The organism is Paenibacillus sp. HWE-109, assembly GCF_022163125.1.
Lineage (GTDB): Bacteria > Bacillota > Bacilli > Paenibacillales > NBRC-103111 > Paenibacillus_E.
Genome location: NZ_CP091881.1, coordinates 1653102 through 1678888, shown reverse-complemented (window position 1 = coordinate 1678888; position 25787 = coordinate 1653102). Strand labels below are relative to the sequence as shown.

The 25787-nt window shown below is 47.3% G+C and carries 16 protein-coding genes and 2 pseudogenes; all 18 read right to left on the bottom strand.

Going from position 1 to position 25787, the window contains the following annotated elements:
• Window positions 1–15 precede the first annotated feature (15 nt).
• The 18 genes and pseudogenes from LOZ80_RS06735 to LOZ80_RS06655 all read right to left on the bottom strand — a co-directional run bounded on the left by LOZ80_RS06735 (window position 16) and on the right by LOZ80_RS06655 (window position 25774).
• Complete coding sequence (locus tag LOZ80_RS06735; RefSeq protein ID WP_238170700.1) at window positions 16–648, bottom strand: DapH/DapD/GlmU-related protein; 633 nt, start codon at window positions 646–648, stop codon at window positions 16–18.
• Window positions 645–1517, bottom strand: a complete 873-nt coding sequence (locus tag LOZ80_RS06730; protein ID WP_238170699.1) for a PHP domain-containing protein — start codon at window positions 1515–1517, stop codon at window positions 645–647. The genes LOZ80_RS06735 and LOZ80_RS06730 overlap by 4 nt, the downstream gene beginning before the upstream one ends.
• Window positions 1518–2606: 1089 nt before the next feature.
• Window positions 2607–2919: pseudogene (locus tag LOZ80_RS39420) on the bottom strand (transposase zinc-binding domain-containing protein); the annotation flags it as partial.
• Between the two features lie 158 nt (window positions 2920–3077).
• Window positions 3078–3983 carry a fumarylacetoacetate hydrolase family protein gene (locus LOZ80_RS06725; protein WP_238170698.1) on the bottom strand — a complete coding sequence of 302 codons (906 nt, stop codon included), beginning with the start codon at window positions 3981–3983 and terminating at the stop codon, window positions 3078–3080.
• Between the two features lie 24 nt (window positions 3984–4007).
• Window positions 4008–5297 carry an aspartate aminotransferase family protein gene (locus LOZ80_RS06720; RefSeq protein ID WP_238170697.1) on the bottom strand — a complete coding sequence of 430 codons (1290 nt, stop codon included), beginning with the start codon at window positions 5295–5297 and terminating at the stop codon, window positions 4008–4010.
• 250 nt (window positions 5298–5547) lie between these two features.
• Window positions 5548–5772 carry a twin-arginine translocase TatA/TatE family subunit gene (gene tatA, locus LOZ80_RS06715; protein ID WP_238170696.1) on the bottom strand — a complete coding sequence of 75 codons (225 nt, stop codon included), beginning with the start codon at window positions 5770–5772 and terminating at the stop codon, window positions 5548–5550.
• A gap of 40 nt (window positions 5773–5812) precedes the next feature.
• Window positions 5813–7192, bottom strand: a complete 1380-nt coding sequence (locus LOZ80_RS06710; RefSeq protein ID WP_238170695.1) for an extracellular solute-binding protein — start codon at window positions 7190–7192, stop codon at window positions 5813–5815.
• A 121-nt stretch (window positions 7193–7313) separates the two neighbouring features.
• Window positions 7314–9731: a hypothetical protein gene (locus LOZ80_RS06705; protein ID WP_238170694.1), complete on the bottom strand. Its 2418-nt coding sequence runs from the start codon at window positions 9729–9731 to the stop codon at window positions 7314–7316.
• A 192-nt stretch (window positions 9732–9923) separates the two neighbouring features.
• Window positions 9924–11525, bottom strand: a complete 1602-nt coding sequence (locus tag LOZ80_RS06700) for an extracellular solute-binding protein (RefSeq protein WP_238170693.1) — start codon at window positions 11523–11525, stop codon at window positions 9924–9926.
• 174 nt (window positions 11526–11699) lie between these two features.
• Window positions 11700–12587 (bottom strand): carbohydrate ABC transporter permease, encoded by an 888-nt coding sequence (locus LOZ80_RS06695; RefSeq protein WP_238170692.1) that lies wholly within the window; start codon window positions 12585–12587, stop codon window positions 11700–11702.
• Between the two features lie 13 nt (window positions 12588–12600).
• Window positions 12601–13560 carry an ABC transporter permease gene (locus tag LOZ80_RS06690; RefSeq protein WP_238170691.1) on the bottom strand — a complete coding sequence of 320 codons (960 nt, stop codon included), beginning with the start codon at window positions 13558–13560 and terminating at the stop codon, window positions 12601–12603.
• Window positions 13561–13599: 39 nt separating this feature from the next.
• Complete coding sequence (locus LOZ80_RS06685; RefSeq protein WP_238170690.1) at window positions 13600–14604, bottom strand: zinc-dependent alcohol dehydrogenase; 1005 nt, start codon at window positions 14602–14604, stop codon at window positions 13600–13602.
• Between the two features lie 278 nt (window positions 14605–14882).
• On the bottom strand, window positions 14883–16973 hold the full coding sequence (locus LOZ80_RS06680) for a hypothetical protein (protein WP_238170689.1): 2091 nt from the start codon (window positions 16971–16973) through the stop codon (window positions 14883–14885).
• Window positions 16974–17027: 54 nt separating this feature from the next.
• Window positions 17028–18176, bottom strand: a complete 1149-nt coding sequence (locus LOZ80_RS06675; RefSeq protein WP_238170688.1) for a GNAT family N-acetyltransferase — start codon at window positions 18174–18176, stop codon at window positions 17028–17030.
• A gap of 275 nt (window positions 18177–18451) precedes the next feature.
• Window positions 18452–19660 carry a multidrug effflux MFS transporter gene (locus tag LOZ80_RS06670; protein WP_238170687.1) on the bottom strand — a complete coding sequence of 403 codons (1209 nt, stop codon included), beginning with the start codon at window positions 19658–19660 and terminating at the stop codon, window positions 18452–18454.
• 175 nt (window positions 19661–19835) lie between these two features.
• Entirely contained in the window at window positions 19836–22310 is a 2475-nt protein-coding gene (locus tag LOZ80_RS06665) for an S-layer homology domain-containing protein (protein ID WP_238170686.1), read from the bottom strand.
• Window positions 22311–23294: 984 nt separating this feature from the next.
• Window positions 23295–24293 (bottom strand): type I glyceraldehyde-3-phosphate dehydrogenase, encoded by a 999-nt coding sequence (locus LOZ80_RS06660; RefSeq protein ID WP_238170685.1) that lies wholly within the window; start codon window positions 24291–24293, stop codon window positions 23295–23297.
• A 303-nt stretch (window positions 24294–24596) separates the two neighbouring features.
• Window positions 24597–25774 (bottom strand): annotated as a pseudogene (locus LOZ80_RS06655) (IS3 family transposase).
• Window positions 25775–25787: the final 13 nt, after the last annotated feature.

The window sequence follows — 25787 nt, the reverse complement described above, 5'->3', positions numbered from 1 at the left end:
CCTCCAGAGCTGAAATCAGCCATATTTTTGGATGAAGCCATAAACATCATTTAATTCATGAAATCTCGTTTCCAACAACTCACGAGGCCAGTCCCACCAAGCGATCTGCTGCAATTTATCGCAAACTTCCTTGGGAAATCGGGTTTTGATTGGCTTCGCCGCCACGCCAACCACGATCGTATAGGGCTCAACATCTTTGGTCACGACAGCACCTGAACCGACAACCGCGCCATTCCCAATTTCAACACCCTTCATAACAATAGCCCCGTGTCCAATCCAGACATCATGGCCTATTGTCACGCGATTGCCCCTGCGCCAGTCGAAAATCCCCTCATCATCGGTCTCAGCGAAACCGTAGTCCATTCGCCTATACGTCATATGATGCTGAGACACCCGTTCCATCGGATGGTCAACTGGGTTAATACAAACATGGGAAGCAATAGAAGTGAATTTACCCACCTCTGCATAATTGATCGTGACATCGTCCATTGTATAAGTGTAATCCCCAATTGAGGCTTCAATGATCTTGTTGTTTGGACCGATCGAGGTCCACTCCCCTGCGAAGCTGTTGAAAATATTACTGCTCTCATGAATATCAGGCTCAGCAGACTGCAGCGAATGGCTGTGTATTTGATGAATATGTTTCATGCGTCGATGCCTCCTTTGACGGATGATTGTTTACGCGCTTGGAGTTGGCCGATTGTGTCTATACCAGGACTTTTACTACCAAGCTCAACCTCTTTCTCTCCATAAAAACCATGAAAATCGGACCCGCCAGTCATGACGAGATCATATTTGAAAGCAAATTCTCGCGCTTGATCTTCATCATCCGGTCCATGCAGCGGGTGCCAAACCTCAATGCCTTGAAGTCCTGCTTGCACAAGCTCCGGCACAATTTCGAAGCTCCGATATTGACCAGGATGGGCAAGGACGGGGACTCCGCCTGCCTTCAGAATGGCGCGAACAGCATCGCAAGCATCCACATACTTGGTCGGAATATATGCCGTGCCCTGCGGTTCTCCATTTTGACCGCGCGCGAACAGTTTTTTGTACAAATCGCCATAGATTGTCGTGGTATAACCCTGATCTATTAACGCATGCATAATATGCTGTTTGTAAACTCCCGTACCTCCTGCGGCGTGCTTGAGCACTTGCTCCCATGTAATGGAATAGCCCGCTTCAATCAGTCTATCCACTGCCATTCGACAGCCATCGTGGCGCATCTCAAGCAGCGGACTGCACAGCGTTTCAAGTTCGGCATGTCCAGGTTCGATATAATAACCAAGAATATGCACTCTGCGATTTCTTCTAAAGTCATAGGCCGAAACTTCAATACCTGGGATAATCTCAATCCCCCGTTCCAACCCTCTATTTATCATCTCATTGATCTCCAGCGTCGTATCATGATTCGTTATCGCTAGATAACGAATATCTTCCTTAACAGCCAACTCCAAAATTTCCTCAAAAGTGAACGAACCGTCTGACAAATTCGTATGGCAGTGCAACTCTACTTTCATATAAACCTCCGCGAAAATTGATATAGGTACGAAAGGCCTGCGGCTCGCAAAGCCTCATGCATGCACATTAGTAATTGTCTATGGACCTAGTCTAACTTGATGCCAAGTTGCAAGGATCAATGCAGTGTAATGCTCACGTTAAGAAATTGTAAATTATCGACAAAAGTTGGAGGATTCCTTCCAAGAGGATGTGCTCCTGAAGGAGACGATGATAAAATCACTGCAATAGTGGGAATGCACAAAAAAATGCAATAGTGGGAACGCAAAAAAATGCCTATAGAAGGAATGCACAAAAAACCTAGCCTGCGGCTACGTCACCAAGTCAATGCACCTTGAGGCAAGCCCAAGCCGCCCCCCTTACGAACTCAATACCCTTTATTCGATCAAAATCGCTCCTTATGAAAATCTAGCGATTTCCAGATGCTCTATTTCAAGAAAACAAACACCTTTCCGACAAAAAGCTGCTCGATAACGCCAATCCAGTTCATTAAATCGCTAAAGTAGCCATTTTCTCGTCTATAAGCATCGTACAGTTCATTAGATGCCCTTGAGACCAAAAACCACCGCAGCAAAGAAGTCTGCGGTGGACAGCACTAATAAAGGGGCAAGCTTCGCTCACCCCTAACCCATAAACATATAAATCCCGTAAGAAAAGCGGCTTTGCCGCCCTAAGAGATGAGCGTCTTCATAACGGTTTTCAGTAATCTAGCGGATCCTAGTTCCCTTCAAGGCTACACAATGACAGAGAGCGTCGTGTGAAAAGGAACTATGATCCGCTAAATGGCAGGAATTGGGGTAAACGTAGCATGAAAGGGAACTGAGATCCGCTATTTAAGCGGAACCTGCTGATTCCGCCGGAGTAATGGTGACATAGCGGATCGTAGTTCCCTCTGGCGCGGAAAATAGCGATTTTCAGAATTATAGCGTACTGTAGTTCCCTCAAACTCGCTATCCTGACACAATTCGCTAGTATCGCGGCGTGACGTTCCCTTATCTCCGCGCAGTTGCAAAGCTAGAGGTTCTCATTCAGCCAAATAGCTTGTTTACACCTCCAAACCAGCAGCCATTCGAACACATAAGTACGTTCACATCGATGGTCAAGATAACATGTCGATGGTTGACTTGACATACGTCCGCAGACAAGATCCGTGCTCCACTCTTCCGTTTCTCCGCATGAACACTTCGTGCAGAAACGTCACTTTCACCGATAGGGCACCACCTTAAGATCGTGGCACCCTTCACATGTGAGCAGCTTAAACCATTTTTTCGTGGTCTCCACAATCTCGAAATTCTCGGATAAATTCAGCACTACGAGACGTATCTTTTTGCCATGCTTGCTTTTAAAGGCTTCCCAGTGCCGATTCTCATCAAAGAAGATTCGGTGCAGGATGTCCTGTTTCATCTTCTAAATGTACTTTTAACTCCACACAAAAATTTATACTTTCTGGCGCACAAAAAACCTAGCCGAAGGCTAGGTTCTTTAACTATTTTCGAAGCTGACTCTTAAGCTCCCTGTGAATGGCATTACGCGCGAGATTGCTATGAGGGACAATCAAACACCTATGACTCCGAAATCATCCGATTCGTCAAGGTTCCGAGCTTTTCAATTTCGATCGACACGATGTCCCCATCCTTGAGATATACTTGCTTCTCAGGCGGATATCCTAATACTACGCCTTCTGGAGTTCCTGTTAGAATGATATCGCCAGGTACGAGCGTCATATGCTGGGATATGTAGCTGACAATCTCATCACAATGGAAAATCATGTCCGATGTGTTCGACTGCTGCCGCACTTCCCCATTCACATAGGTCTTAATTTCAAGATCATTGGGATTAGCTATTTCATCGGCCGTTACGAGATATGGACCGATCGGCGCGAATTTATCGCAAGATTTGCCCAGCAGCCATTGCTGTGTTCTCACCTGCAAATCACGAGCAGACAGATCATTGGCGTTGCAGTAGCCTAAAACATAGTCCAACGCTTCATCCTTAGAAATTGATTTGGCTGTTTTACCAATGACAATTGCTAATTCTGCTTCATAATCTACTTTCTCCGAAACCTTCGGCAACGGAATGTCATCACCATGGCCTGTAATGGTATTGTTGAATTTATTGAACAGAATCGGATACCGCGGGATTTGAGCGCCCGTTTCCTCCGCATGCCTGCGATAGTTAAGTCCTACGCAAATAATTTTATTGGGGTGCGTGACACAAGGACCAAGGTCCAAAGTCGACTCCTCCCTTACATATGCGGTTGTGTCGTTAACCGCGGCGACCACCTGATTGGAGTAAATCCGGAGTTCATTTAATGCTTCAGCACCCCCGGCAATAACTTCCTGTATGCTAGTCGGAATTGTTTTTTCTGAAGGCACAACGGAGAGCGCTGCCAAGACGTCAAGCACGCCCTGTTCCTTTTTCACACCTAAACGGTAGGTCCCACCCAGCATAAATGTTAGTAATTTCATAGTCAAAATACTCCTAACTGTCGCTTATTTGCTGACTAGCTCTTTCAAGACAGATTCAATAATGTCCAGTGTTGTGTCAACATCCTGATCCGTATGACTATAACTGATATGATTGCGCTTAATGTTCATCGGCATCTTGTAAATGCCCTTTTCGATAAGTCTCTTCCGATAAGCTACATAGAACTCTGCATCATTTTGTTGCAAATCCGAGTAGTTCTTGGGTTCGCTTGTCATGAAATACGTCGTCCACACCGAACCGAAGCCTGCTACAAACGCCTCGATGCCCAGCCGCTCGTGAATGCCACGAATGCCGGAGCGCATCTTCTCGCCCAAGCGGAAAATGTGCTCATGCACAGGCTCATTCTCCATGAGCTCAAGTGTTGCGATAGAGGCGGATGTCCCTACTGCATGACCGTTGTAGGTTCCCGCAAACCAGACGTCTCCGCCCGGATACGTATTGAAACGCTGCATGTATTCACGTTTACCCGCTACTGCGGCAATAGGGTAGCCGTTTGCCATCGCTTTCCCCATCGTTGTCAAATCAGGCGTTACCCCTGCCACCTTCTGGAAACCCCCGATATCATGACGGAAGCCAGTGATCACTTCATCAAAGATCAGCAGCGCTCCATGCGCCGTGCATAGCTCACGGAGTCCTTCAAGGAAGCCAGGCTGCGGCATCACACAACCGATGTTGTGCGGAATCGGCTCCACGATTAAAGAAGCAATTTGCCCTTTATTCTCACGGAAAGTCCTTTCCACATCATCAAGATCATTAAACGTGCAAACCAGCGTGTTATCTATGGCTTCGTCCAGCATCCCAGCCGAACCTGGATCGCGTTTGCCGATCATGTCCCAAGAGCTAAGCATGTTGCGAGCGACATAATCATGCCAGCCGTGGTAGCAGCCTTGAAATTTGATCAGCTTGTTGCGCCCAGTAATCGCGCGCGTTAAGCGAATCGCATGATACGTAGCCTCAGATCCCGAATTGCAAAAAAGCACTTGCTCGGATGAAGGAACATGCTGACAAATCTTACGAGCCAGTTCAACTTCCAGATCCGTACAGCCAACACCGTACAAATCGGTTCGTTCAATCGCTTCAATGACCTTTTTATTCACATAAGGATGGCTATGACCAAGAATGATGGGCCCAAAAGCACCCTGATAGTCAATGTACTTGTTCCCTTCCGCATCATAAATGTAAGCACCCTCTCCTTTGGTGAAGACTTTCATAGGGTTTACATTGCGAATGGACGTATGCACGCCGCCTGGCGAATAAAGCTTTGATTCTTCATAGAGTTCTGCATTTTTGGACATGTGTTTACCCTCCTGAGAATAAATCAATTGGTTAACTAAAGTTCAATATACTGAATTTCATTTATGGTTATTATATCGCTTATATCTCATTATTTCAACTGTATTATAATCTTAAAAACAATATATTGAACAATATTCCATATGTTAAATGAATCACAGTGAACTTTTAGCAAAAAAAAAAGATCGTAATCATCCGGCATCTTTTGCCTTCGTGAAAACGATCTATGCACTTGCATGATTCAAAAGTTAATTAACGCCTGTTGACATCGTCAGCAGAAGACTCCTTGCGAGCCTGTGCCAGAGGCTGTGCCTGTGATTGCGGATCATCAGGCCCGAGTAATTCCTTGGTTCCGTTTTTAAATTCCTTCAAGGTCTTGCCGAACGCCCGACCTAATTCCGGCAGTTTGCTGGGCCCAAACAAGACGAGAGCCGTTATAAGCAATAACAGAATGGTTGAAGCACTAAAGTGCGGCATCTAACTTCCCCCTCTTGGTTACGGTTCAAATAGCTGCTATTTATGTTGTACTTAGCGTAAGGCGCTCCTCGATTTGCGCGCATAACGCCTCTTCCGTTTCCAAACCTGCCCAATACATCTTCAATTCCTGATTAATTTCGGACAGTTCTCTTGCGCTAATGGCCAAATCCGTGAAATATCTAAAACCCGGAATCGTTTCGCGAAACAGCGAAAATCTGGAAGGCAGATACCGCTTTTCTTCCCCAACCCATTCAGCGGCTGATTTTCTGGCAGGAAGACTATAGGTATGCTGCCGAACGAATAGCTGCGCCTTCGTGCTCGTGAGAAATTCGACCAGCTTGACGGCGGCGTCTTTGACGTTCGACTGACGGTTGACAGCAAGGCCCGTGTTAAGCAGCATGGTCATCGGCGTGCCGAAGTGCGGCACAGGCGCGACGTCAAAGGACAGACGCTCACCAAGCAAATAGTTCAAGTAAAAATAACTAGTCATAATCATCGACGCCTTGCCCTTAGCCAAGAGCAGTTCCGATTCACCTGTCGTTATCCCTTCCGATAGAGAGGGAATACTGTGTTTCATCTCCCCGCAGTAGCGAAGCGCATCCATCATCGGCGTGCCGGCAAGTTTAAGCCGGCCGTCTTCATGCCTCTCGAACTTTTTACCGGTTTGCAACAGCAGCAAAGGCCAACGATTAGATGAATACAAGTCGCAATGAAAACCAAGCCGTTCATTTGGGATGGCCAGCTTTGACGAATATTCGATCAAGTCCTTCCATTGCCAGCTGCTATCCGGCTCGGACAAATTCGCCGCTTGAAAGTGCTCACGGTTGTAGCACAGAATGAGTGGGGAGAAAATAAACGGCTGCACGAGCTGGCGGCCCTCCACCTGAAAGGCATCTGACAAGAACGAATACAGCTCTGGATTCCGTTCCATCGGCTCCAGCAGTCCTTCGTCTCCATTTTCCGCGCATTCCTGAAAATTCTTGAAGTTCATCATCACCACATCAAGCAGGCCGCTGGACAAGTACTCGCTGATATAACCGTAATTGTTGCTGGAGGTAGGCACAGCTTGTACCCGAATATGCGGGTTTTCCTTTTGAAAGATGGCGAGCAGCCTGTGCAAATCGGCTTCGCCAGTTACGGAGCTGTGGAAGCCTAACTTCACAGTAACGAAGGCCCCGTCCGGTGGACCGACAACCTTGGTGCCGACGCGCGGTATTTTCTCAATCAACCCTTCTGAAACAAGAACTTCGAGCCCTTTGCGCACAGATTGGTTGCTTAGAAAGAATTGCGCAGCGAATGTCTTCTCAGAAGGCAGATATTCCCCCACCGCCCGCTTTCCTGTCAGTATGTCTTCCCGCAGCGTACTGACGAGTTCGCTTAACCGTTCGCGGGACGTCTTGCGTATTGTCCGTTCTTCCATCGTTAGACCTCATTTCCATCCGATACACTGTCAAGATCAGGAAGCAACAGTCTTTTCCTGCATCTGCATTGCTAATTTTATTATAGCCATGTTCCACCATTACCTGTCAATGTACTAGGGATTAGGAAAACAAAAAATTTCCAGTACTATGCTTCACTGTATCACTTTCTGGCGGCAGCGCTGTCCGGTTAACCCCTTCTTCCACACAAGACGCCATTAAGAAGTAAGTCCCGCTGCCTAAGTTAGCTTCCGCCACATACTTTCCTCCAATAAATCGAGAGCCGATCGCTTTCCATTTGTTCACGCCGTCCTGCATATGGAAATGCGCCATGTTCACATCGGCAGCGCTACTCGTTAAATTCCCGAAGTTCCAAGTCATCACGTTAGTCGGGTCAACGCTCTTCAAGAAAGCTCTCTCGCTATTGCTCCCGCTGAATACTGCTCCGCCATCGATCGTGATCGACTGATCCGGCTTATTCTTGGCGCTGTTCACATCGCCAACTTTATCCCAAGCGCCCGTAAACAAGAAGCAGCAATCCACGAGCCCGCCGCCCTGCATGATGATTTCACGAGTTCCTACCCTAACCGTACCACCCGTTTGAGGCACCCCCTTGAACCACGTATTAACAAGCGTCAGCTTATTGATACTCCCGAGGTTGACGTCTTCGATGTTATAGAACTCGCTGTTCAGAATCGTCAATTCTCCATTGCTTGGCGTATACCCTACCTGCGTCGTTCCCGTACGGATCGGGCGGGCGATTTCGTATCCCTTGAGCATGCCGAAGGAGCAGCTATCGATGATGTTTTTCCTTTTTCCGCGAGACGAGCCCTTCGAAATCGTAACCATCTCTTCGGCCGTGCAGCCTCGCATTTGCAACCCATCCATATTGACCCAGAAGGAACCGGAATTGGCCATCTTCACACCAGGTTTGGTATACGTTACGACCGCATGACAATCCTCAAGTGTCAGATCCGTTAAGCGCTTGCTCGCCACGATCCGGGAAGCGATATGTTTCTTCACCGTCACCCGCTTGGCGCTGTCTCCCCAAGTTGTGCCGCTGTTCGCGAACGATAGCAGTCCTGAGTTGTTCAGATACGTCAGATCGTGCTCATATTGCCCATGGGTAACGAACGGGCCGTATTCATCGCCGTCACCGTGGCAATTTTCCACCAGACTATAGGCTGCACATGTAAAATCGTTCAAGTGCCGAGCGTTGCTCGTATTGCAATCCCTGACATGCCCGTACAGCACGTTGAGCTGTTGCGTCAAATAGCCGGTACCGCCCCAGTCGCGTTCTTCCGGATTCATCAATTGACAGCGCTCCGTCACATAATGAGTGTTGTATCTCCGCATGACGACTGGCCAGAACACCTTGGTCGCCTTAATCCCCGATGCGTCGCATTCGACGGCGAACTCGTAGGCAACAGGATTCGATCCAATCTGATCCCATGTTGGGAACGGTCTAACGCTTGTGCCATTGGGAGGCACCGGTATGCCGATAAATTGCATATTGCGAACGTGGCAGCGGAAAGCAGGGTGAACTTTTTTGTAAGTAACCGGCCGTCCCTTGGCAAGCAGCCAGCCCAACTTGTAATTGAACCGAACATGGGTGGCATCGAAAATTTCCGTTACTTTGATCAAATAGTCAAGTTCACGCTGCGCGCCGCCGGCAGCATTGTTTTTGATCTGGGCATGCCACCAGCTGTCCACTTCAAAAATCGACGAATCAGCGACTTCAAATATATCAGAGTACTCCTGTAAATCTTGTGTTAGTGTTACCGTTTGCACGATTCCGGTTACTATTCCTTGAAAAAACATCACAGCGCCGAACGGATTATCCAGCGTGTTCAACTCCATGCCTTCGGTCGTCACAGTGTGACCGTGGAAATCAATTTCTATGTCGCTGCGATGGAACACATGACGCTTCACGAAGTTCAAATCCGAGTACGCCTCAACCCGGTGGATCGAAGGATCATTGATCAGCGCCTCGAGCGCATCATCGGCATTCTTCTTCACATCGAATATGCCGAACCAGCGAAAGTCGCCAACCCCACTATGTACGACTTCGAAACAACCCTCCGTCTTAGGCGGCTTCCGTCCCATGCTATCGTCATTCTCGCGACCTTTGCCGCCCTTGATCGGCTTGATCGGCTTGTGCACCGTACCGCCGTTATCCGCTTTGGTGCTGCCTACTACAAAGCGAACAAGCTTGGCGCCTCCGTCACCGTTCTTATAGTAGCCTCCGACAAACACATAGAGGCCGTCATCCAATTGGCCGGAAGGGAGTGACTTGAGCTCCTCCACGTTGCTGACTCGCAGCACTTGATTCCCTTGGCTGCTGTTGCTGAATTTCTCATTGTCTGCTGATGCGATACGAGGAACCAAAGCGCTTCCAGCCAGCATCGCACCGCCAATCCCTAGCGTTGCCAGCATCTTTCGTCTACTGATTGCTTCGCCCGCTTTACCTGTTGCTTGATTCGCCTCGCCAGTTACGTTCGTCGCATTCGATTTTCCTTTTTTGTCAGTCAGGAAAAACATCGTTCAACAACTCCATTTCGCAAAGGGTTTAGGTAAGCTCGCCTGATGATCATGTTCCGGGAACAGCAGGCCATATCCGCGCTCATACGCGGGGATTGGAGACTGCCGCAGCAAGGAACGTCTAAATGGTCAGACTAGCGAACATCTGGAACCTCCGCTAGTCTGACCATCATGCCGTACAACGTCTACGTATTAGTTTTCCGCTTTGAACTTGATCGTTTTGCCTTTGGCTGCTGTAGCAAGCTCAGCATAGTTGTCAAAAATCGCCTTGCCGCCGAATTTCGTCATGATTTCTTGACGGTATTGCGGCCAATTGGATGCATCCTTGTCTTTATACACAACTTGGATATGCAGTTCATTCATCCGTTTGCGCATCGCGCCCAAATCCATGCCTTCCTTGACAGTCAGAGCCGTGCCGACAGAAGGAAGAATTTTGTAACTGTTGATTTTCTCCACGATTTTCTTATCGCGCTCCGTAATTTTCGGATCGACGACATTCAGCCCGAACACCTCCGGTTTGCGCGGTGTAAACCAGCCATAGATTTCAATGAAGTTATTGTTGTCGATTACGTCTTTCTTGTAAGCATCTTGATTCACTTCTATTGTCTTGCCGTTGCGCTTGTAATGAACGCCTTCTTTGCCGTAACGGGTCAACAGAAATCCTTCTTCGCCAGCCAGCCAGTCGAGAATTTCAATGGAACGCTGTACTTTGGCATCGGAAGTCTTGGAGCTGATCAGGAACGGATTGCCTGGAATCGTCTCGACCCATGTGCCGGTTTTTTCCCATGGATGGAACGGCTCCCAATCCGCTGTCGTTTGACCCGCTTGCTTGGATTTCATTTGCAGGCCTGCCGGATTGTTGTCGAAGGCAAGGTCTCTGCCTTGACCGATCACGATACCCGCTTTGCCCTGCGCCGCTTTATCAAAGTGCTGCCCGTATTTGTTGAGGAACCAATCCGGATCGACAACTTTCAGATCCAGCAGTTTCTTAATATCTGTAAGCACATTTTGCATGCGGATATCGCTGCGGACGTCGATGAATTGATCGCCGTCGACATAGGTGTCGCCGACCAAGCCATTTTGCAGGAATTCCGGGAAATCCATAGAAACGCTGGTGCCGCTGCCTGCAGCCGTAAAGCCGTAGGTGTCATTCTTGCCGTTGCCATCCGGATCATTGAACGTGAAGGCTTTCATAACATTAACGAGTTCATCGTAGTTCGTCGGCATTTTCAAATTCAACTTGTCAAGCCAATCCTTCCGTATATAAAAGGTACGGTAATAGTTCGTTTCATAAGGAACAGGCGCACGTTTAAACGCGCTTTGCACTTGGTATGATTTCAAGTTAGCTTCAGTTACCCAATTTTTGAAATAGTTCGGCATTTTCTCAGGTGTAACAATGCCCGTCAAGTCGCGGGCCACGCCGTCACGGATGTAGTTATTGGAAGGGACACCCTCTGCATAGAAGAGGTCCGGAATGTCGCCGGAAGCGATCATCGTATTCAACTTATTGGTGTAGTCTTGACCAAGCGGCAAGTAAGTCATTTTCAGAGTGACATTGAACTTCTCTTCGATTGCACTCTTCACGAAATCTTTATCTGCCGAAGGAAGTTGGGAACTTGCATCTGCGATAACCGTCCATTTCAGATCCAGCTTTTCCTTCTTAGCGTCCGGACTGGAAGAAACGCCGGTCTTCCCTGCTGGTGACGATGAAGCACCTTCTTTGGCGTCCGAACATGCAGCGAGCAAGAGTGAAGAAGCCAACAATACAGTCGTTACTTTTGAAAACGTTCTCAAACCAATGACCCCCTATTCGATTTCGAAGAATTAGATTCCTTTTACCATCAAGCCATTTTCTTACTTCCGTCAATTCATCTGAATCGTTTGATCGTCAAACCCACATGCATTGCCCTCAAGGTTCACCTCCCGTAAGTAATACACTGTTCCTGAAAAACAAAGCCGCCGTCAGACCTACCCTTTGACGGCACCCAACAGCATGCCCTTAACGAAATATTTTTGCAAAAACGGATATACGATCAACACGGGTACAATCGCTACCACTACGGTAGCCATTTTAATCGTTTCTGGCGGCATCGTATTCAGCGCAGATTGCGGGACAGCCAGCTCCTGACTGATAGCGGGCGACACAATCATGTTGCGCAGCACGACCTGCAGCGGATACAGACTCCGATCATTCAAATACATGACCCCGCCGAAGTACGCATTCCAATGATTCACACCATAGAATAAGCCGAGTGTTGCCATGATCGGCAGCGAGAGCGGCAGCACAATCCGAGTCAGCGTGCCGATATCGCTGCAGCCGTCTACCTTCGCCGCTTCCTCAATCTCATACGGCAGACCTTCGAAGAAAGTCTTCATAATCAATATATTGAACGATGACACGAGACCCGGAATAATCAGCGCCCAGACGGTATTCATCAAACCGGTTGCCTTGACGGTTAAATAAATGGGGATAATCCCCCCTGAGAACAACATCGTAAACACGATGCCCATCAGCACAATATTGCGTCCTGGCAGAAATTTCTTCGATAACGGATACGCCAGCATCGTCGTAATCGCCAGGTTGCACGCCGTACCGACGACTGTGATAAAGACTGTCACTTGCAGCGCTTTGGGAACCGTATTGCTGGAGAAAATCGTTTTGAATGCCTCGAACGTGACGGCATGCGGGAAAATGATGAAACCGCCGTTCTTGAGCACTTCCGTATATGGCGTGATCGCCATGACGAAAACAAAGTAAATCGGGAACAGCGTTGCCAAACAGAATATCGCCAGAACCGTATAAAGAACGGCATCTACAACGCGGTCTGATTTGGTTTTTTTAAGTATGAATGGCATGGCGATGCCTCCTTTACCAGATGCCGGACCCGCCGACCTTTTTGGCTAATTTGTTCGCTCCTATCACGAGCACAAGACCGATCACTGATTTGAACACACCCATCGCCGCTGGAACACTGAATTCCATCTGCTCGATGCCTCGCCTGAAAATCCATGTATCGAGAATATCACCCACATCGTAAACTCTAGCGTTCAGGAAAATGTAGACTTGCTCGAAGCCGGCATCCATAATATGCCCGATTCGCAAGATTAGCAGCAAAATGAATACTTCTCGAATGCCTGGCAGCGTAATATGCCACAGCTGCCGCCAACGCCCCGCGCCGTCGACCACGGCCGCTTCATACAATTCGTGATTGATCGAGGACAGCGCGGCCAAATAGATGATTGCTCCAAAACCGGTGCTCTTCCAAATATCCGACGTGACCAGCAGCGAGCGGAAATAATCCGAATTGGCAAGTACATCCAAATCTCCCCAACCCATATCGCGGAAGAACGTTGTAACTAGCCCTGCTCCAGGAGCAAAGAAGGAAAAGACAAGTCCATACACGATAATCCACGATAAGAAATGCGGTCCATAGGTAATCGTCTGCACAACCCTTTTGAACCATGGCGCGCGAATCTCATTGAGAATAAGCGCCAGCATCACGTCAGGCAGCATGTTGAATAAAATACGGTACACACTGATCAGAATCGTATTGCGCATCAGACTCGGAAATTCCGGCGACGAGAAGATCGTCCGAAAATTATCAAAGCCGACCCATTCGCTCCCCCACATCCCCTTCAACAGGTTGTATTTCTTGAATGCGATCACGAGCCCGAACATCGGCACATAATGATAAACGATGTAATAGGCGATTCCCGGAACCATAAGCAAATACAGCCATTTGTAACGGAGAAATGTTTTCCAGATCGTCGGTATTATCCGTTTTTTGACCGTAGAGTCACCAGAAATCGCATTCACATTTGCTCCCATATTCAACCTCCTTCATCATTGGTGAATGTGATCCTTACCTTAAGCAGGTTTGAGTTTCCCGTGACGAACAACAATCCCCATCGATTGCTGCGGCTTTTCCAGACAGCTTTGATACATAGAAGGCAGCTCATCGAGCGCACATTCATTCGTGATGAGCGATTGCATATCGATCCGTTTCTCCGCAATTAAGCGTAAGAATTCCCCCATATTCCTGCCTTCTGTCCATCGCACGTATCCTAACGGATAATCGACTCCTTGCTGCTCATACGTATGCTCATAGCGGCCAGGACCGCCCGCCCGCGAGATGTGCACACTCGCTTCTTTCATAAAAAGCAGATCCCGATCAAATTCCGTCCCGGTATCCCCAACAATTACGACGCGTCCACGATCGCGAAGCCAGCCGATCGCATCATCCACCATACTATGTTTCCGGCTGCTTGCACAAAGCATAACAGCATCTGCGCCAAGCCAGGAAGGATCTGATTCAACAAGACGTCTAAGCTCAACTTGTGAGCGGCAAGCTTTGGCCCCGACTGCTTCAAGCGTGCGACAGCGCTCCTCCATCAGTTCCAGTCCAATTACTCTGTAGCTCGCAGCATGCGCAATACGGGCGATTACCTGCCCTAATATGCCAAGCCCTGCAATGATCATCGCTTCCCCGAAACTCAAACTAGCTTGACGCAGGGCATGAATCGCAATCGCTCCAATGCCGACGAATGCTGCTTCCTGCAGCGTGACACCTTCCGGTATCGGCGTTACTAAATGTTTCGGCACGAGCAGGAACTCTCTGTGGGCAGGCACCCCGTAGCAAGCGACTTTTTGCCCGGGAACAACGTGAGTTACACCTTCTCCTACCTCCTCAACAATCCCGCTCGCGCTGTAACCCAAATTAGCATCCCCGCTATTTTGTATCATCATTAGCTCGGTACCTACACTTACAACGGAATATTCCGTTTTCACTTTGACGAATTGAGGTATCATCTCCGGGGGTGGAAGCTCTAATAATTGCGCCGACCCATTTATGCCTTTAACTGCTCTCATCATGCTTACCTCTTTCTGGTTTGTATCTGATTTAATAATTACACCAGAAACTAACTAACTTCGATTTGTGATTTGTTTCTGATTTATTTTTATTATAAATAGGCTAAATATGAATGTCAATCCTTTTTTGTGTTTGCAATCGCTTTCAATGTTAGGTTATATAACGCATATTGATTAACGCATTACATATACCTAACATTAGAAATCAGGACCGCACCGCAAGGATACACGCTAAAATAAGAAAGAAGCCCACCTATTAACAGGTAGACTTCAACGATGAATTAAACAAGGATCATGTTTCCGGCCTCATGTTTGACTAGATGACTTTCCACCGGCAGCAAAGATCGATCGACCTTATCTTCTATGCAAGCCGTCATAAGCATATACGAATCACGGTTGAATGCGCCTTCCGCAACTATGTATTTGCCTCCAGAAAACCGGGAGCCTATGGCTCTCATTTTATTAATGCCGCCTTGAATGTGAAAGTGCGCTGTATCAGCATCAGGGGCTGCACTATCGCAATCCCCGAGAATCCATGTTATAATTCCTGCCGTGTTCCTACTCTTCAAATAAGCCTTATCTGCATTCGCGCCCCGAAATGACGTGCCTCCATCTATCGTAATGGACTGGTTGTTCGTTCCGCTCAGCTCGATACCGGAATCTTTAAAACCACCGCCATGAATCACCACCTCATCAGAACAGATCTGAATCGGACTCGCTTCAGGAGAAGCGCCGACAAACCACGTGTTCGTCAGCCTCAGACGCTTGATGCTTCCGACTAAATTTCCATCGACGTTGTGAAAATAGCAATTCAACATGGCGAAATCGCTTGAGACTGGGCCAAATCCAGCATGCGCAACTCCGGGAAGCCGCGCCATTTCCCCGTTCTTGGTCATTCCGAAGGCGCAGCCGTCAGCCAAATTACCGCGTTTCGAGCGGGATGAACTTTGCGAAAGGGTCAGCATCGTGTCCGCTGTACAGCCCCTCATTTGCAAACCATCCGCATTTGCCCATATCGTACCGGAATCGACCAACCCTTCCTTGTAAACGGCATGAACATCCTCCAGTGTTAAATCGGTTATGCGCTTGTGCGCTACCACTCGTGAACCGACATGCTTTTTGACAGTGATTCGCTTGGCACTATCTCCCCAGGTTGTACCGCTGTTAGCGAATGAGAGCAAACCCGAATTCCCAACAAATGTGAGATCATGTTCATACTGTCCATGAGTAACGAACGATCCATGTTCATCGCCATCGCCGTGGCAGTTCTCAACCATACAATAGGCCGCACATGTGAAATCATTCAAATGTCTTGCGTTGCTTGTATGGCAATCACGAACATGCCCATACAGCACGTTCAGTTGTTGCGTCAGATAACCGGTTCCGCCCCAAATCACTTCCTCAGGGTTCGTCAACCTGCATCGTTCCGTCACATAATGAGTACAGTAGCGCCGCTCAACAACTGGCCAAAATACCTTTGTCGCCGTAATATCAGCAACATTGCACGCAACGGCAAACTCGTAGGCGATCGGATTTGAACCCAATTGATCCCAGTTCTCCGATGGCTTCTCGCTTGTTGAACCATTATCCGGCACGGGGACGCCGACGAAATTCATGTTCCGCACATGACTGCGGAAGACAGGATTCATCTTCATGTAAGTGATTTCCCGTCCCGCAGCAAGGGGCCAGCCAAGCTTGTAGTTAACCCGGACGTGGCTGCCATCGATGATTTCTGTAATCTGCAGCAGGTAGTCCAACTCCCGCTGCGCACTGCCTGCCGGATTATTCTTCACCCTGACTTTCCACCAGTCATCCACCGTAAAAAGGGTCGAATCCAACACCTCCAGAATATCGGTTTGCTCGGGAAGATCAGCAGAAAGTGTAAGGATTTGCGTTTCGCCGGATACCTTCCCCTGGAAGAATATCACCGCTCCGAACGGGTTTGCTGGCGTATTTAACTCAATACCTTCCGTCGTGATGGTATGCCCGCCAAAATTAAGTTCAATATCGCTGCGGTCATATGTATGTCTTCGCACAAAATTAAGATCCGTATGCGCCTCAATCAAATGAATTGAGTCGTCATTGACCATTGCATCCATGGCATCGTCCGCATTCACTGTCGCATCCATAATGCCGAACCACCTGAAGTCGCCCACCCCGCGATGAACGGTTTCCCAGCGTCCGCTGCCGCCTGTGCGAGGATCATGAATCGTCCCGCCATTATCGGTTTTGTTGCTGCTCGCCATCCAACGTACAAGCTTGCAGCCGCCATCCCCCTTTTCATAATAGCCTTCTACATACACAAGCTGACCATCATCCATGGGATGCGGTTTACAGGCCAACAGCTCCTCCAGGTTGGAAAGTTGAATCATCTCATGACCTCCTGCTCTTATTGGTTTTCCAATCCTATGTCTCAAACAAGTGTTTCAAACAAAATTCAACCCTCCGGCATGCGGAAAAGGAACAGGGAACAACTGGCCTAACAATTCCTTCAACGGTTCTGGAACAGCGATGTCAGCTTCCGGATCGAACAATACCGCTACAAGTTCTTCCTCACTCAAAGCGACCGCTTCCACGCCATCCACATACAAAATAGTCCCGCCGCTGGCGCCGGATCGGAGAAAACTCAGCCTGGATGCAGCTAATGGCGCCTTCTCCACCAAATAAGGCAATAGCTCGCTGAACAATCGTTCCGGATCAATGATCTGTGCGGTGCCATGATTCCTCATTTTCTTATGGGGGAAATCAGCCAATACCTGCAACAGCCTCGATTCATGCCACAGTACCGGAACTTCCAGAACATCAACAAGCCGCTCGCGCAAAACATGACCAAAAATAGATGCCACTGCTTCCGCACTGCCGCCCCATTCCACCACAAAAGGAGCTTCTTCATTAACATCATCCCCCTCTGAGGGCACCGCAATGACAACATAGGAAGCAATATCATCCGATTCGAAAGCCGCAAACACAGCATGCTGCATATGATAACAGCTGGCGATGGCTTCGCTAGCGATCAAAGCGGCAAGTTCTGCCACTCCCTGCTCATACCTTACAGGACGAGTTCTAGCTGCTCCATGAAGTCGGAACAGATCTTCCGAACCAATTCGCCGAACTGTGAAGTCGGAACTGGCAGCAATCACTGGCAGCTTCTCGTCTTTAGCGGATATTATAAACCTTGTCACCCTGCCATAATAATGACAGCCACTGCGCATATAGAGCGGACCATCACCAGAAACAAGCATCATACTTGCTCCAATGCGATCTGCATGAGCCAACACTTGACCCAGCATCGCAGAGGCGATTTTCTTTCCCCGATAGCTCGGAGATGTACACACGGAACCAAGGGATACCACATTCAGATTAGCAGCTCCAATGCGTATAATCGAAGGAACTAATCCCATGAAAGCAACAAGTCTCTCCCCCTCAAATGCACCGAAGGATTGCCCGAGGCGTCCGTCGAATGCACTCGGAAACGCTCTCAACATAGAAGCCTGCTTAGCATCGCGAAACGTTTCATCAGCCAATTGAACCGCCTGCGCCATTTCGCGTTCACTCATTGTACGTATCTCAATCATGAGATATCCTCCTTGAAAACTTGTAGTCTTCCATTGTTCTGGTTTCTTTCTGATTTATTAATGTAATATTAAAATATAAATTAAACCAGCTAGTTTGTTTCAGGTTTATTTCAAGTCAATAATCAGTCAATTCCAATCCGTTGTCAACCTTTTTTTCCGCACATCCATTAAACAACACCGTTATTTAAAGCAATTCGACAGATGAAACGCAAAAAGAGCAAAGCCAAGCTTTATCAGCTTGAACTTTGCTCTTACCTGCCGTTTGATATAAGCTACTAACCTAATCTTGCACTACTCGAGCTTCTTCTAACGAGAAAGAAGTAGGCCAGCATCGCTGCAGCGCTCGTCAATAAAATAATCACGCCCAGCGGAACGGCCGTGTCTTCGCCCGCGATGCCGACAAGCGGTGAGACGACTGCACCGAGCAGGAAGGGAATGACCCCTAGCAGGGCAGCAGCGCTGCCCGCCATATGAGCCTGAGTCTCCATTGCCAGCGGGAATGCTGCCGTAGATGTGATGCCGATTGCCGCCACGAAGAAGAACAGCGGAATCACCAATGCGAAAAGCGGTCCATGGACGATGGCCACCACCAAGACAATAACGCTTGCCAAACAAGCAAGCCATAGGCCGAACAACAGAAACGCATGCTCGGATACACGATGCGACATCCGCCCGACCAGCTGAGAACCGATGATCAGGCTGATGCCGTTCGATCCAAACAAAAGAGCGAATACGGTCGGTGATGCCCCATAAATATTTTGATAAATAAAGGGCGTTCCCGAAACATACGCGAAGACGCCCGCGATCATAATGCCCTGTGCCAGCATGTAGCCGACAAACTTGCGATCTCGCAAGAGCAGTCCATAGTTCCGCAGCTGCTCCACGAAGTTGCTGGGCCTGCGGCGATCAACTGGCAAAGTCTCCTGCAGCTTCCATTTGGTCATCGTCAATAAGTAGATTCCCAGTAGTGACAGCGCTACAAATACGCCGATCCAAGATGTGAAAGAAAGAATCCCACTACCGGTAACCGGCGCCACGAGCGGACCCAAATTACCTACAAGCAGGAGCAGCGAGAAAAATTTGGTAAGCTCGTGACCACTATACAAATCGCGTGCGATCGCGCGGGAAATGACAATGCCCGCCGAAGCGGCAAAACCCTGCACGAAGCGGAATGCGATCAACAACCCGATATTGGGCGAGAATGCGCAAGCTAACGAAGCGACGACATAAACCGCCATGGAGATCAGCAGCGGATTCCGTCTACCGTAGACGTCGCTCAGCGAACCCATGACGAGCTGGCCGATGCCGAGTCCGAGTAAGCAAGCGGTCAAGCTGAGCTGCACCAGCGAAGCTGTCGTACCGAATTGCTTCACAATCTCCGGAAACGCCGGTAAATACATATCGATCGTAAAAGGCCCGAGTGTCGAAAATAAACCGAGCAGCATAGCTAATCTAAACACATGCTGATTGTTCTTGTTGGTCATAGTAAATAGAATCTCCTATTCTTCGTTCCGTATCCGCAGACTCTTTATCTCTATTGGTCAAGTCTGTTTTTCATCTTAACACATCTGTACAGATTTCGACAACAGTTTAGTTGCACGAACTCGAAAAGAAAACGAGATCAAGCTGCAATAGCAACCTGATCTCGTAACACTCCACCTATTTAAACTGTTCAAGCAAAGATTTCACATCAGGATTCAGGCTCAGCGCACGCAAGATAATAGTCAAAGCTTCTGCTCTAGTAGAAGATTCGTTAGGAGCAAAAGTATTTGCGTCTCGACCTTCAACTAACCCAGAGGAGGCAGCCGCTTCAATCTCTTTGGCATTCCAAGAACTTCCTACATCCCTAAAAGAAGCAGCTTGGTGTTTATCTGTCGCATTTAGATCGATTAAACGCCCTAAAATGGCAATGATTTCTGCTCGAGAAATGGTTTTATCCGGTTTAAACGTACCATCTTCATATCCCGTTATGATTCCGTTTGAGGAAAGAGCTGCAATCGCTTTATTCGCCCAGTGCTCCTTCACATCTTTCAATAAAGCGGATTTGTCCGCAGCTTCGACGTGAAATACTTTAGCTATCATAACTGCAAATTCTGCACGCGTGATGCTAGCATCCGGCTTGAATGTATTGTCTTCATATCCCGATATAACGCCCAGTTTTACAAAAAGATCGATATTAGATTTGCTCCAGTGCTTGTTCACATCGGAGAATTGGGTATTGTTTGATTTCGTTTTTGCTTCTTCAATCTTGCTTTTTATGAACTCCTCGACCTTGGCAAGGTTAACCACTGAAGTGAAAACAGCTGTTGGTTGTTTCGTTGGAGGTGCTGTGTCTATACTTGGAGACGAAACTTGACCTTCCGAAGAATTATTATCTGGCAGTTGCGCCGCAACTGTTATCGTAACGAGATAATCTTTGAAAGTAGCATCTTCCGCGTAAACGGCATAGTTGACAGTGTTCCGAAAATCTTGTTTGGTACTGCCGCTAATTTGATCAAGAAGACCAACTTTTGCTTTGGTGCCTGTAATCGTAAAGGTTGGAATTAATTCAGATACATTCGTCCCATAAGGAACAGTCAGCGATACGGTTTGATTATTTTGATTTATAACCCCATTGACTTGCGGAGTCGTTAGTCCAAAAGAGGTCATATCCTTCGCAGGATTCAACGCCCTATTCAGAATCAAAGTGTAAGGTACTGCAGCATTCTCAGAGTCTACCGCATAAATGGTTGGTGAGAGACTAATATCATTTTCAGTAACACCTGATTGTTGAACAATGCCATTCATTTTAAGGTGGTCTGCCGTTGTTGTGTAAACGGCTTTTGTTGCACTTAAATCAGTGCCATAAGGGATTTGGAAGGAAATCTTTTTATTGACCTCATCAATGACACCATGAACTTGAATCGGGTAGCTTAAATCATAGGAAACTATTTGTTTTTGCAACTCTACGGATACTACATAATCTTGCGTTAATCCATTTTCAGCAAAAACCGTATATGTTACTGGTTGTGAGAAGTCATTGATGCTTTGACCCGAAACTTGGAGTTGGTTGCCAACTCTTACAGATTGACCATTGGCGGTAAAGTTTGCAGCTTGATTAGCACGGTCATAGCCTGTTGGTACTTGTACCGCTATAGTATGATTAGATTCATTGACAATACCATCTACACCACCAACGTTAAATGTCAGCAGTTGTTTAGTTGCACTTGCATTTTGAGGCGCTTCATTGACGGTTACCAAATAATCTTGAACATCCAATCCCTCATCCAACACGGTATAAGTGATAGGTGCAGTAAAATTGCGCGCTTCTTCACCACTAATTTGTTGTTGCCCGTTAATTTGAACCATATAACCTGTAGTCATGAAAACAGGCACTAAAGCTGACAGGTTCGTTCCATAAGGAACTGTAATTGAAATGGTTTTACTGGACTCATCAATAATTCCGGTTGCAGGAAGGGATGCTAAAGCAAAGTACGTGAATTCTTTTGCCTTACTGAGCACTTTTTGTATACTGACAGTAACCAAGTAGTTGCGGGAGCTTTCGTCATCCGCGACCACCGTATACATCACCGGTTGTGTAAAGTCCACGACAGATACACCACTCGTTTGAATAGCCCCATTTACTTGTACCGAAGCTCCGTCCGTTGCGAACGAAGGCGTCAATTGCGTTAGGTCTGCGCCCTTCGGGACTGTGAGAAATACGGCGTATGCTTCGTCATCAATCAGGCCCGTTGCCGGTGGATTGGTTAAATTAAAAGCTGTGATAGACTTTAAGTTGCTCGGCCCAATGGTCACAGTTACCGTGTAATCTTGTGTACTATTATCCTCCGCAACGACGGTTAATACGACAGGATTCGTATAGTTAGTACGCGTCATATCGCTCGTATGATTAATGACAGATGCTCCCGAAATCGTAAATGATTCAAACATATTATTAACGGCAGATCGGTAAGGAACGATCACGCTAATCGTATGATTGCTCTCATCAATCACGCCAGGATTACCTTCTACAGAAAACGAAAGAAATGCCTTGTTTGAACTTAAACTAGTGGCAAATATCGCTTGTGGAAGCACACTCAAAACCAAGCTTATAACTAGAAATAGCCCTGCTAATCTTTTGAAATTTCTTAACAACCTTTTCAACCTCCATTTTTCTTTCAGTCAATTCTAGTTTGAATTGACATGACTTCGCTGTAGTACCATGTATTATATTCTCGCAGCATTCGACATTTTCCTCTATTTCCCGACAAGCACCTCCGTCATCAAACGTCGCAGTCGCTTTTTTGGGCGCATATTGAATGCGATTTGACCGTCGGCATACACCAGAAACCCAATGCGCGCCCGAAATTCGCCCCTGAGACGGGGCACCTCTCCGTCTTTGGGATCGCAGATCACCTATTTCCGTAATTATATGGAATATTAACCCCTCCGCGGATCGTAGAATCGCTATTTCGCGCAAACTGCCCAGTTTTGGGCGCAGCACAGTGAAATAGCGGAAGCACGTTCCGCGCTAGCGGAAGCTGCGCTGCCAGATAGGCAGTTTCATTGGAAAAATCCAGTGAAATCCTCCATTTCACATTCAAAATCCCGATCACATTGGATAATTACAATGTAAATCTCCAAATTGGCCCTTGGAAGCTGATTTCAAGTAAAACCATTGGACTAATCCAATTAAAGGTTGATTTCAAGTGTCTCCAAGCTAATTTCAGTGGAAATATCCAATGAAGTGCTTGATTACTTAGTGGTGCAATGAGCAGCAAAAGCCAGTTGAGAGTTGAAATGTGTGGTAAGAGAGGCTTTAGGTGGGAGGAACAACCAGTGGAATCGTAGATTCGCTATTTCCGCGGTTTGGAGGCTTCTACCACCTCCACAAACACCTTAATAATGAACCGTAGTTCCGCGAGATCACTATTTTAACCATTTAGTTCACAAGTAGAGCATTTACGATCCGCAGGACTGGGACTAGGAATCGGACGGGGACGGGACGGGACAGGGACGGGACGGGGACCGAACCGGAACTGCACCTGGGACTTATGCGTCTGCCGCACAAATAAAAAACCAGCAAAGCCAAATCTTTGCCGGTTTTTCATCGTGATTGGTTATGGTATAACTTCTTGGCTACTGCTTAGCCAGATGTGCGGCAACTTCCGCCAACCGCGAGGCATAGCCCCATTCATTATCGTACCAAGTGGCAATAGATAAAATCTCGCCTTGAACTTGTGTAAGAGGAAGATCAATGATGGAGGAATGTGAATCTCCGACGATGCGTGAAGATGCCCACTCGCCTTCCAGAACATCAAGCACGTTCTTCAGTTCGCCCTCTTTAGCTGCTGAACGGAACATATCGTTCACTTCCTGTACGGTACAAGGCTTCTCAGTAATTAAATTTAATTCAGCAATACTTCCCGTACGCGTAGGAATGCGATAGGCTTTCCCCGTAATCTGCAGATCCGGCCAAATAAATTTAAGTGCTTTAGCCGCACCTGAGGAAGAAGGGATAATATTTTCTGCCGCCGCCCAGGAATCTCTGCGATCCTTCATCGGCTGGTCCGTGAGCGACTGCGTGTTCGTATAAGAATGCACCGTAGAGAATAATCCGTACTTAATTCCAAAATTCTCTTTTACGAGTTTAACGACAGCGGCCAACGCATTCGTCGTACAGCTCGCCATGCTGATGATTTTGTGTTTGTCTGGATCGAAACTATCCAAATTGATGCCTTTAAGCAATACCGCATCGCAATCTTCCAGACTTTTGCTTGGTCCGCTAACCAGTACGCGTTTCGCGCCACGATCCAAATGGATTTGCGCAACCGGACGAGTCACGGCTCTTCCCGTACAGTCAATGACAAGATCTACGCCAAGAGCTCCCCAGTCAGGCACTTCCTTGAGCGAGTTTATATAGGGTATTTCGCGTCCTCCAATGACAATGACGCCTTCTTGAGAGGAGACCTCTTCCGGCCAACGCTTGTAGTTCGTATCAACTTCAAATAATGCGGCCAGCGTAGCTTCATCTTTAATATCTGAAATAGAAAGAGGAACAAATAATTTGTCCTGCAATGCAACGCGAAGCAACTGCCTGCCGATACGTCCAAAGCCAAAGATAGCAATTTTACTCATGATTCTCTCCAACTCCTATCATTATTCAACATATTCCCCCAAAAGTAACGATATCACATTCATTCGGCCCTGTATATACGAGGAGGCAAGCCTCCACCAATTGTACAAATAAGAGTCTTTAGCAGCTTCTATTTACACAAAAAGCGGGACTTTTTCATAAATAGCGGTCCTGAAAGACTCTTATCTTCGCTGAAACACGCAAAAACCCCCAAACACGAAGTAATAAGAGTCTCAAAAAGCTCCTATTTGCGCGAAAAGCGGCCGTTTGTATCTGAGTCAATAGAGTGGACACAAAAAAAAGAGCTAAGAAATCAGTTTTATTTGCTTGTAGTACTGGGATTCAAACTTGTCTGGAGACAAATAGCCAAGCTTGCTGTGCGTACGTTTCCTGTTGTAGAAAAACTCAATGTACCAGTAGATTCGTTGGTGTGCTTCTTGGCGGCTTTGAAATTTATATCTGTACACCAATTCCCGCTTGAGAATGCTGTGAAAAGCCTCTATACAAGCGTTATCGTAGCAATTGCCTTTACGGCTCATACTACGAATCATATGGTATTCTTTCAGTTGTTTACGGTACTCATTAGATGCATACTGCGATCCCCGGTCTGAATGATGGATAAGGCCTTTAGGCGGCCTTTTGGCTTCGTATGCTTGATTTAAGGCGTCTAGCGTCAGTTCCACGGTCATACGATTGCCCAGCTGCCAGCCAACGATTTTGCGGGTAAACAAGTCAAGAACGCTTGCTAAATAAAGGTTTCCTTGACGTGTATGGATGTACGTGATGTCGGTAACCCATACTTGATTCGGTCTTGTACACACATCAAAATGCTGATTTAACCAATTTGGCGCAATCGGGTGGCTGTGATTGGAATCCGTTGTTTGCACCTTGAATTTCCCTATAGCTTGTGAGCGTAAACCCTTCTTTTTCATGATACGCCCAACCGTTTTGACAGCGACTTTGAAACCTTTCTTTCTCAGTTCCTTTGTAATTTTCGGACTCCCGTAATTCCGATCCGATTCCAAGTACTCCTTTTCCACCTCTTTAGCCAACGCTTCGCGGTACTTTTTCCGCTCACTTGGGGGTGTGGTTCGCCATTTATAATAGCCGCTCTTGGATACACCTAGTACGCTGCACATCTTCTCAACTCGAAATGTTGAACGGTGGTCATCAATGAACTTGAATCTCACTTCGGGTCTTTGCTGAAGATGTGCAGCGCCTTTTTTAAGATAGCTAGTTCTTCCTCTAGGTCTTTGTTGCGTTGTTCCAAGTCTTTCATGATCTGGTCATGGCTACGTAGATTGCCACTTCCTACGAAGGGCTCATCTGGAAATTGGCGATATTTACTGACCCAACTGCTCAATGTTTTCGCTGGAATGTTCAGTTCGTTTGCAATATCCGGAATCGATTTACTATGTTGTTGAATGTACTTAACCGTTTCTTCTTTGAACTTTTGATTGTACCGTTGGCGGAATTCACTCATCTCGGACACCTCG

Coding starts and splice junctions, on each gene's coding strand:
- LOZ80_RS06735 (WP_238170700.1), bottom strand. CDS start 648: ATGAAACATATTCATCAAATACACAGCCATTCGCTGCAGTCTGCTGAG.
- LOZ80_RS06730 (WP_238170699.1), bottom strand. CDS start 1,517: ATGAAAGTAGAGTTGCACTGCCATACGAATTTGTCAGACGGTTCGTTC.
- LOZ80_RS06725 (WP_238170698.1), bottom strand. CDS start 3,983: ATGAAATTACTAACATTTATGCTGGGTGGGACCTACCGTTTAGGTGTG.
- LOZ80_RS06720 (WP_238170697.1), bottom strand. CDS start 5,297: ATGTCCAAAAATGCAGAACTCTATGAAGAATCAAAGCTTTATTCGCCA.
- tatA (WP_238170696.1), bottom strand. CDS start 5,772: ATGCCGCACTTTAGTGCTTCAACCATTCTGTTATTGCTTATAACGGCT.
- LOZ80_RS06710 (WP_238170695.1), bottom strand. CDS start 7,192: ATGGAAGAACGGACAATACGCAAGACGTCCCGCGAACGGTTAAGCGAA.
- LOZ80_RS06705 (WP_238170694.1), bottom strand. CDS start 9,731: ATGTTTTTCCTGACTGACAAAAAAGGAAAATCGAATGCGACGAACGTA.
- LOZ80_RS06695 (WP_238170692.1), bottom strand. CDS start 12,587: ATGCCATTCATACTTAAAAAAACCAAATCAGACCGCGTTGTAGATGCC.
- LOZ80_RS06690 (WP_238170691.1), bottom strand. CDS start 13,560: ATGGGAGCAAATGTGAATGCGATTTCTGGTGACTCTACGGTCAAAAAA.
- LOZ80_RS06685 (WP_238170690.1), bottom strand. CDS start 14,604: ATGATGAGAGCAGTTAAAGGCATAAATGGGTCGGCGCAATTATTAGAG.
- LOZ80_RS06680 (WP_238170689.1), bottom strand. CDS start 16,973: ATGATTCAACTTTCCAACCTGGAGGAGCTGTTGGCCTGTAAACCGCAT.
- LOZ80_RS06675 (WP_238170688.1), bottom strand. CDS start 18,176: ATGATTGAGATACGTACAATGAGTGAACGCGAAATGGCGCAGGCGGTT.
- LOZ80_RS06670 (WP_238170687.1), bottom strand. CDS start 19,660: ATGACCAACAAGAACAATCAGCATGTGTTTAGATTAGCTATGCTGCTC.
- LOZ80_RS06660 (WP_238170685.1), bottom strand. CDS start 24,293: ATGAGTAAAATTGCTATCTTTGGCTTTGGACGTATCGGCAGGCAGTTG.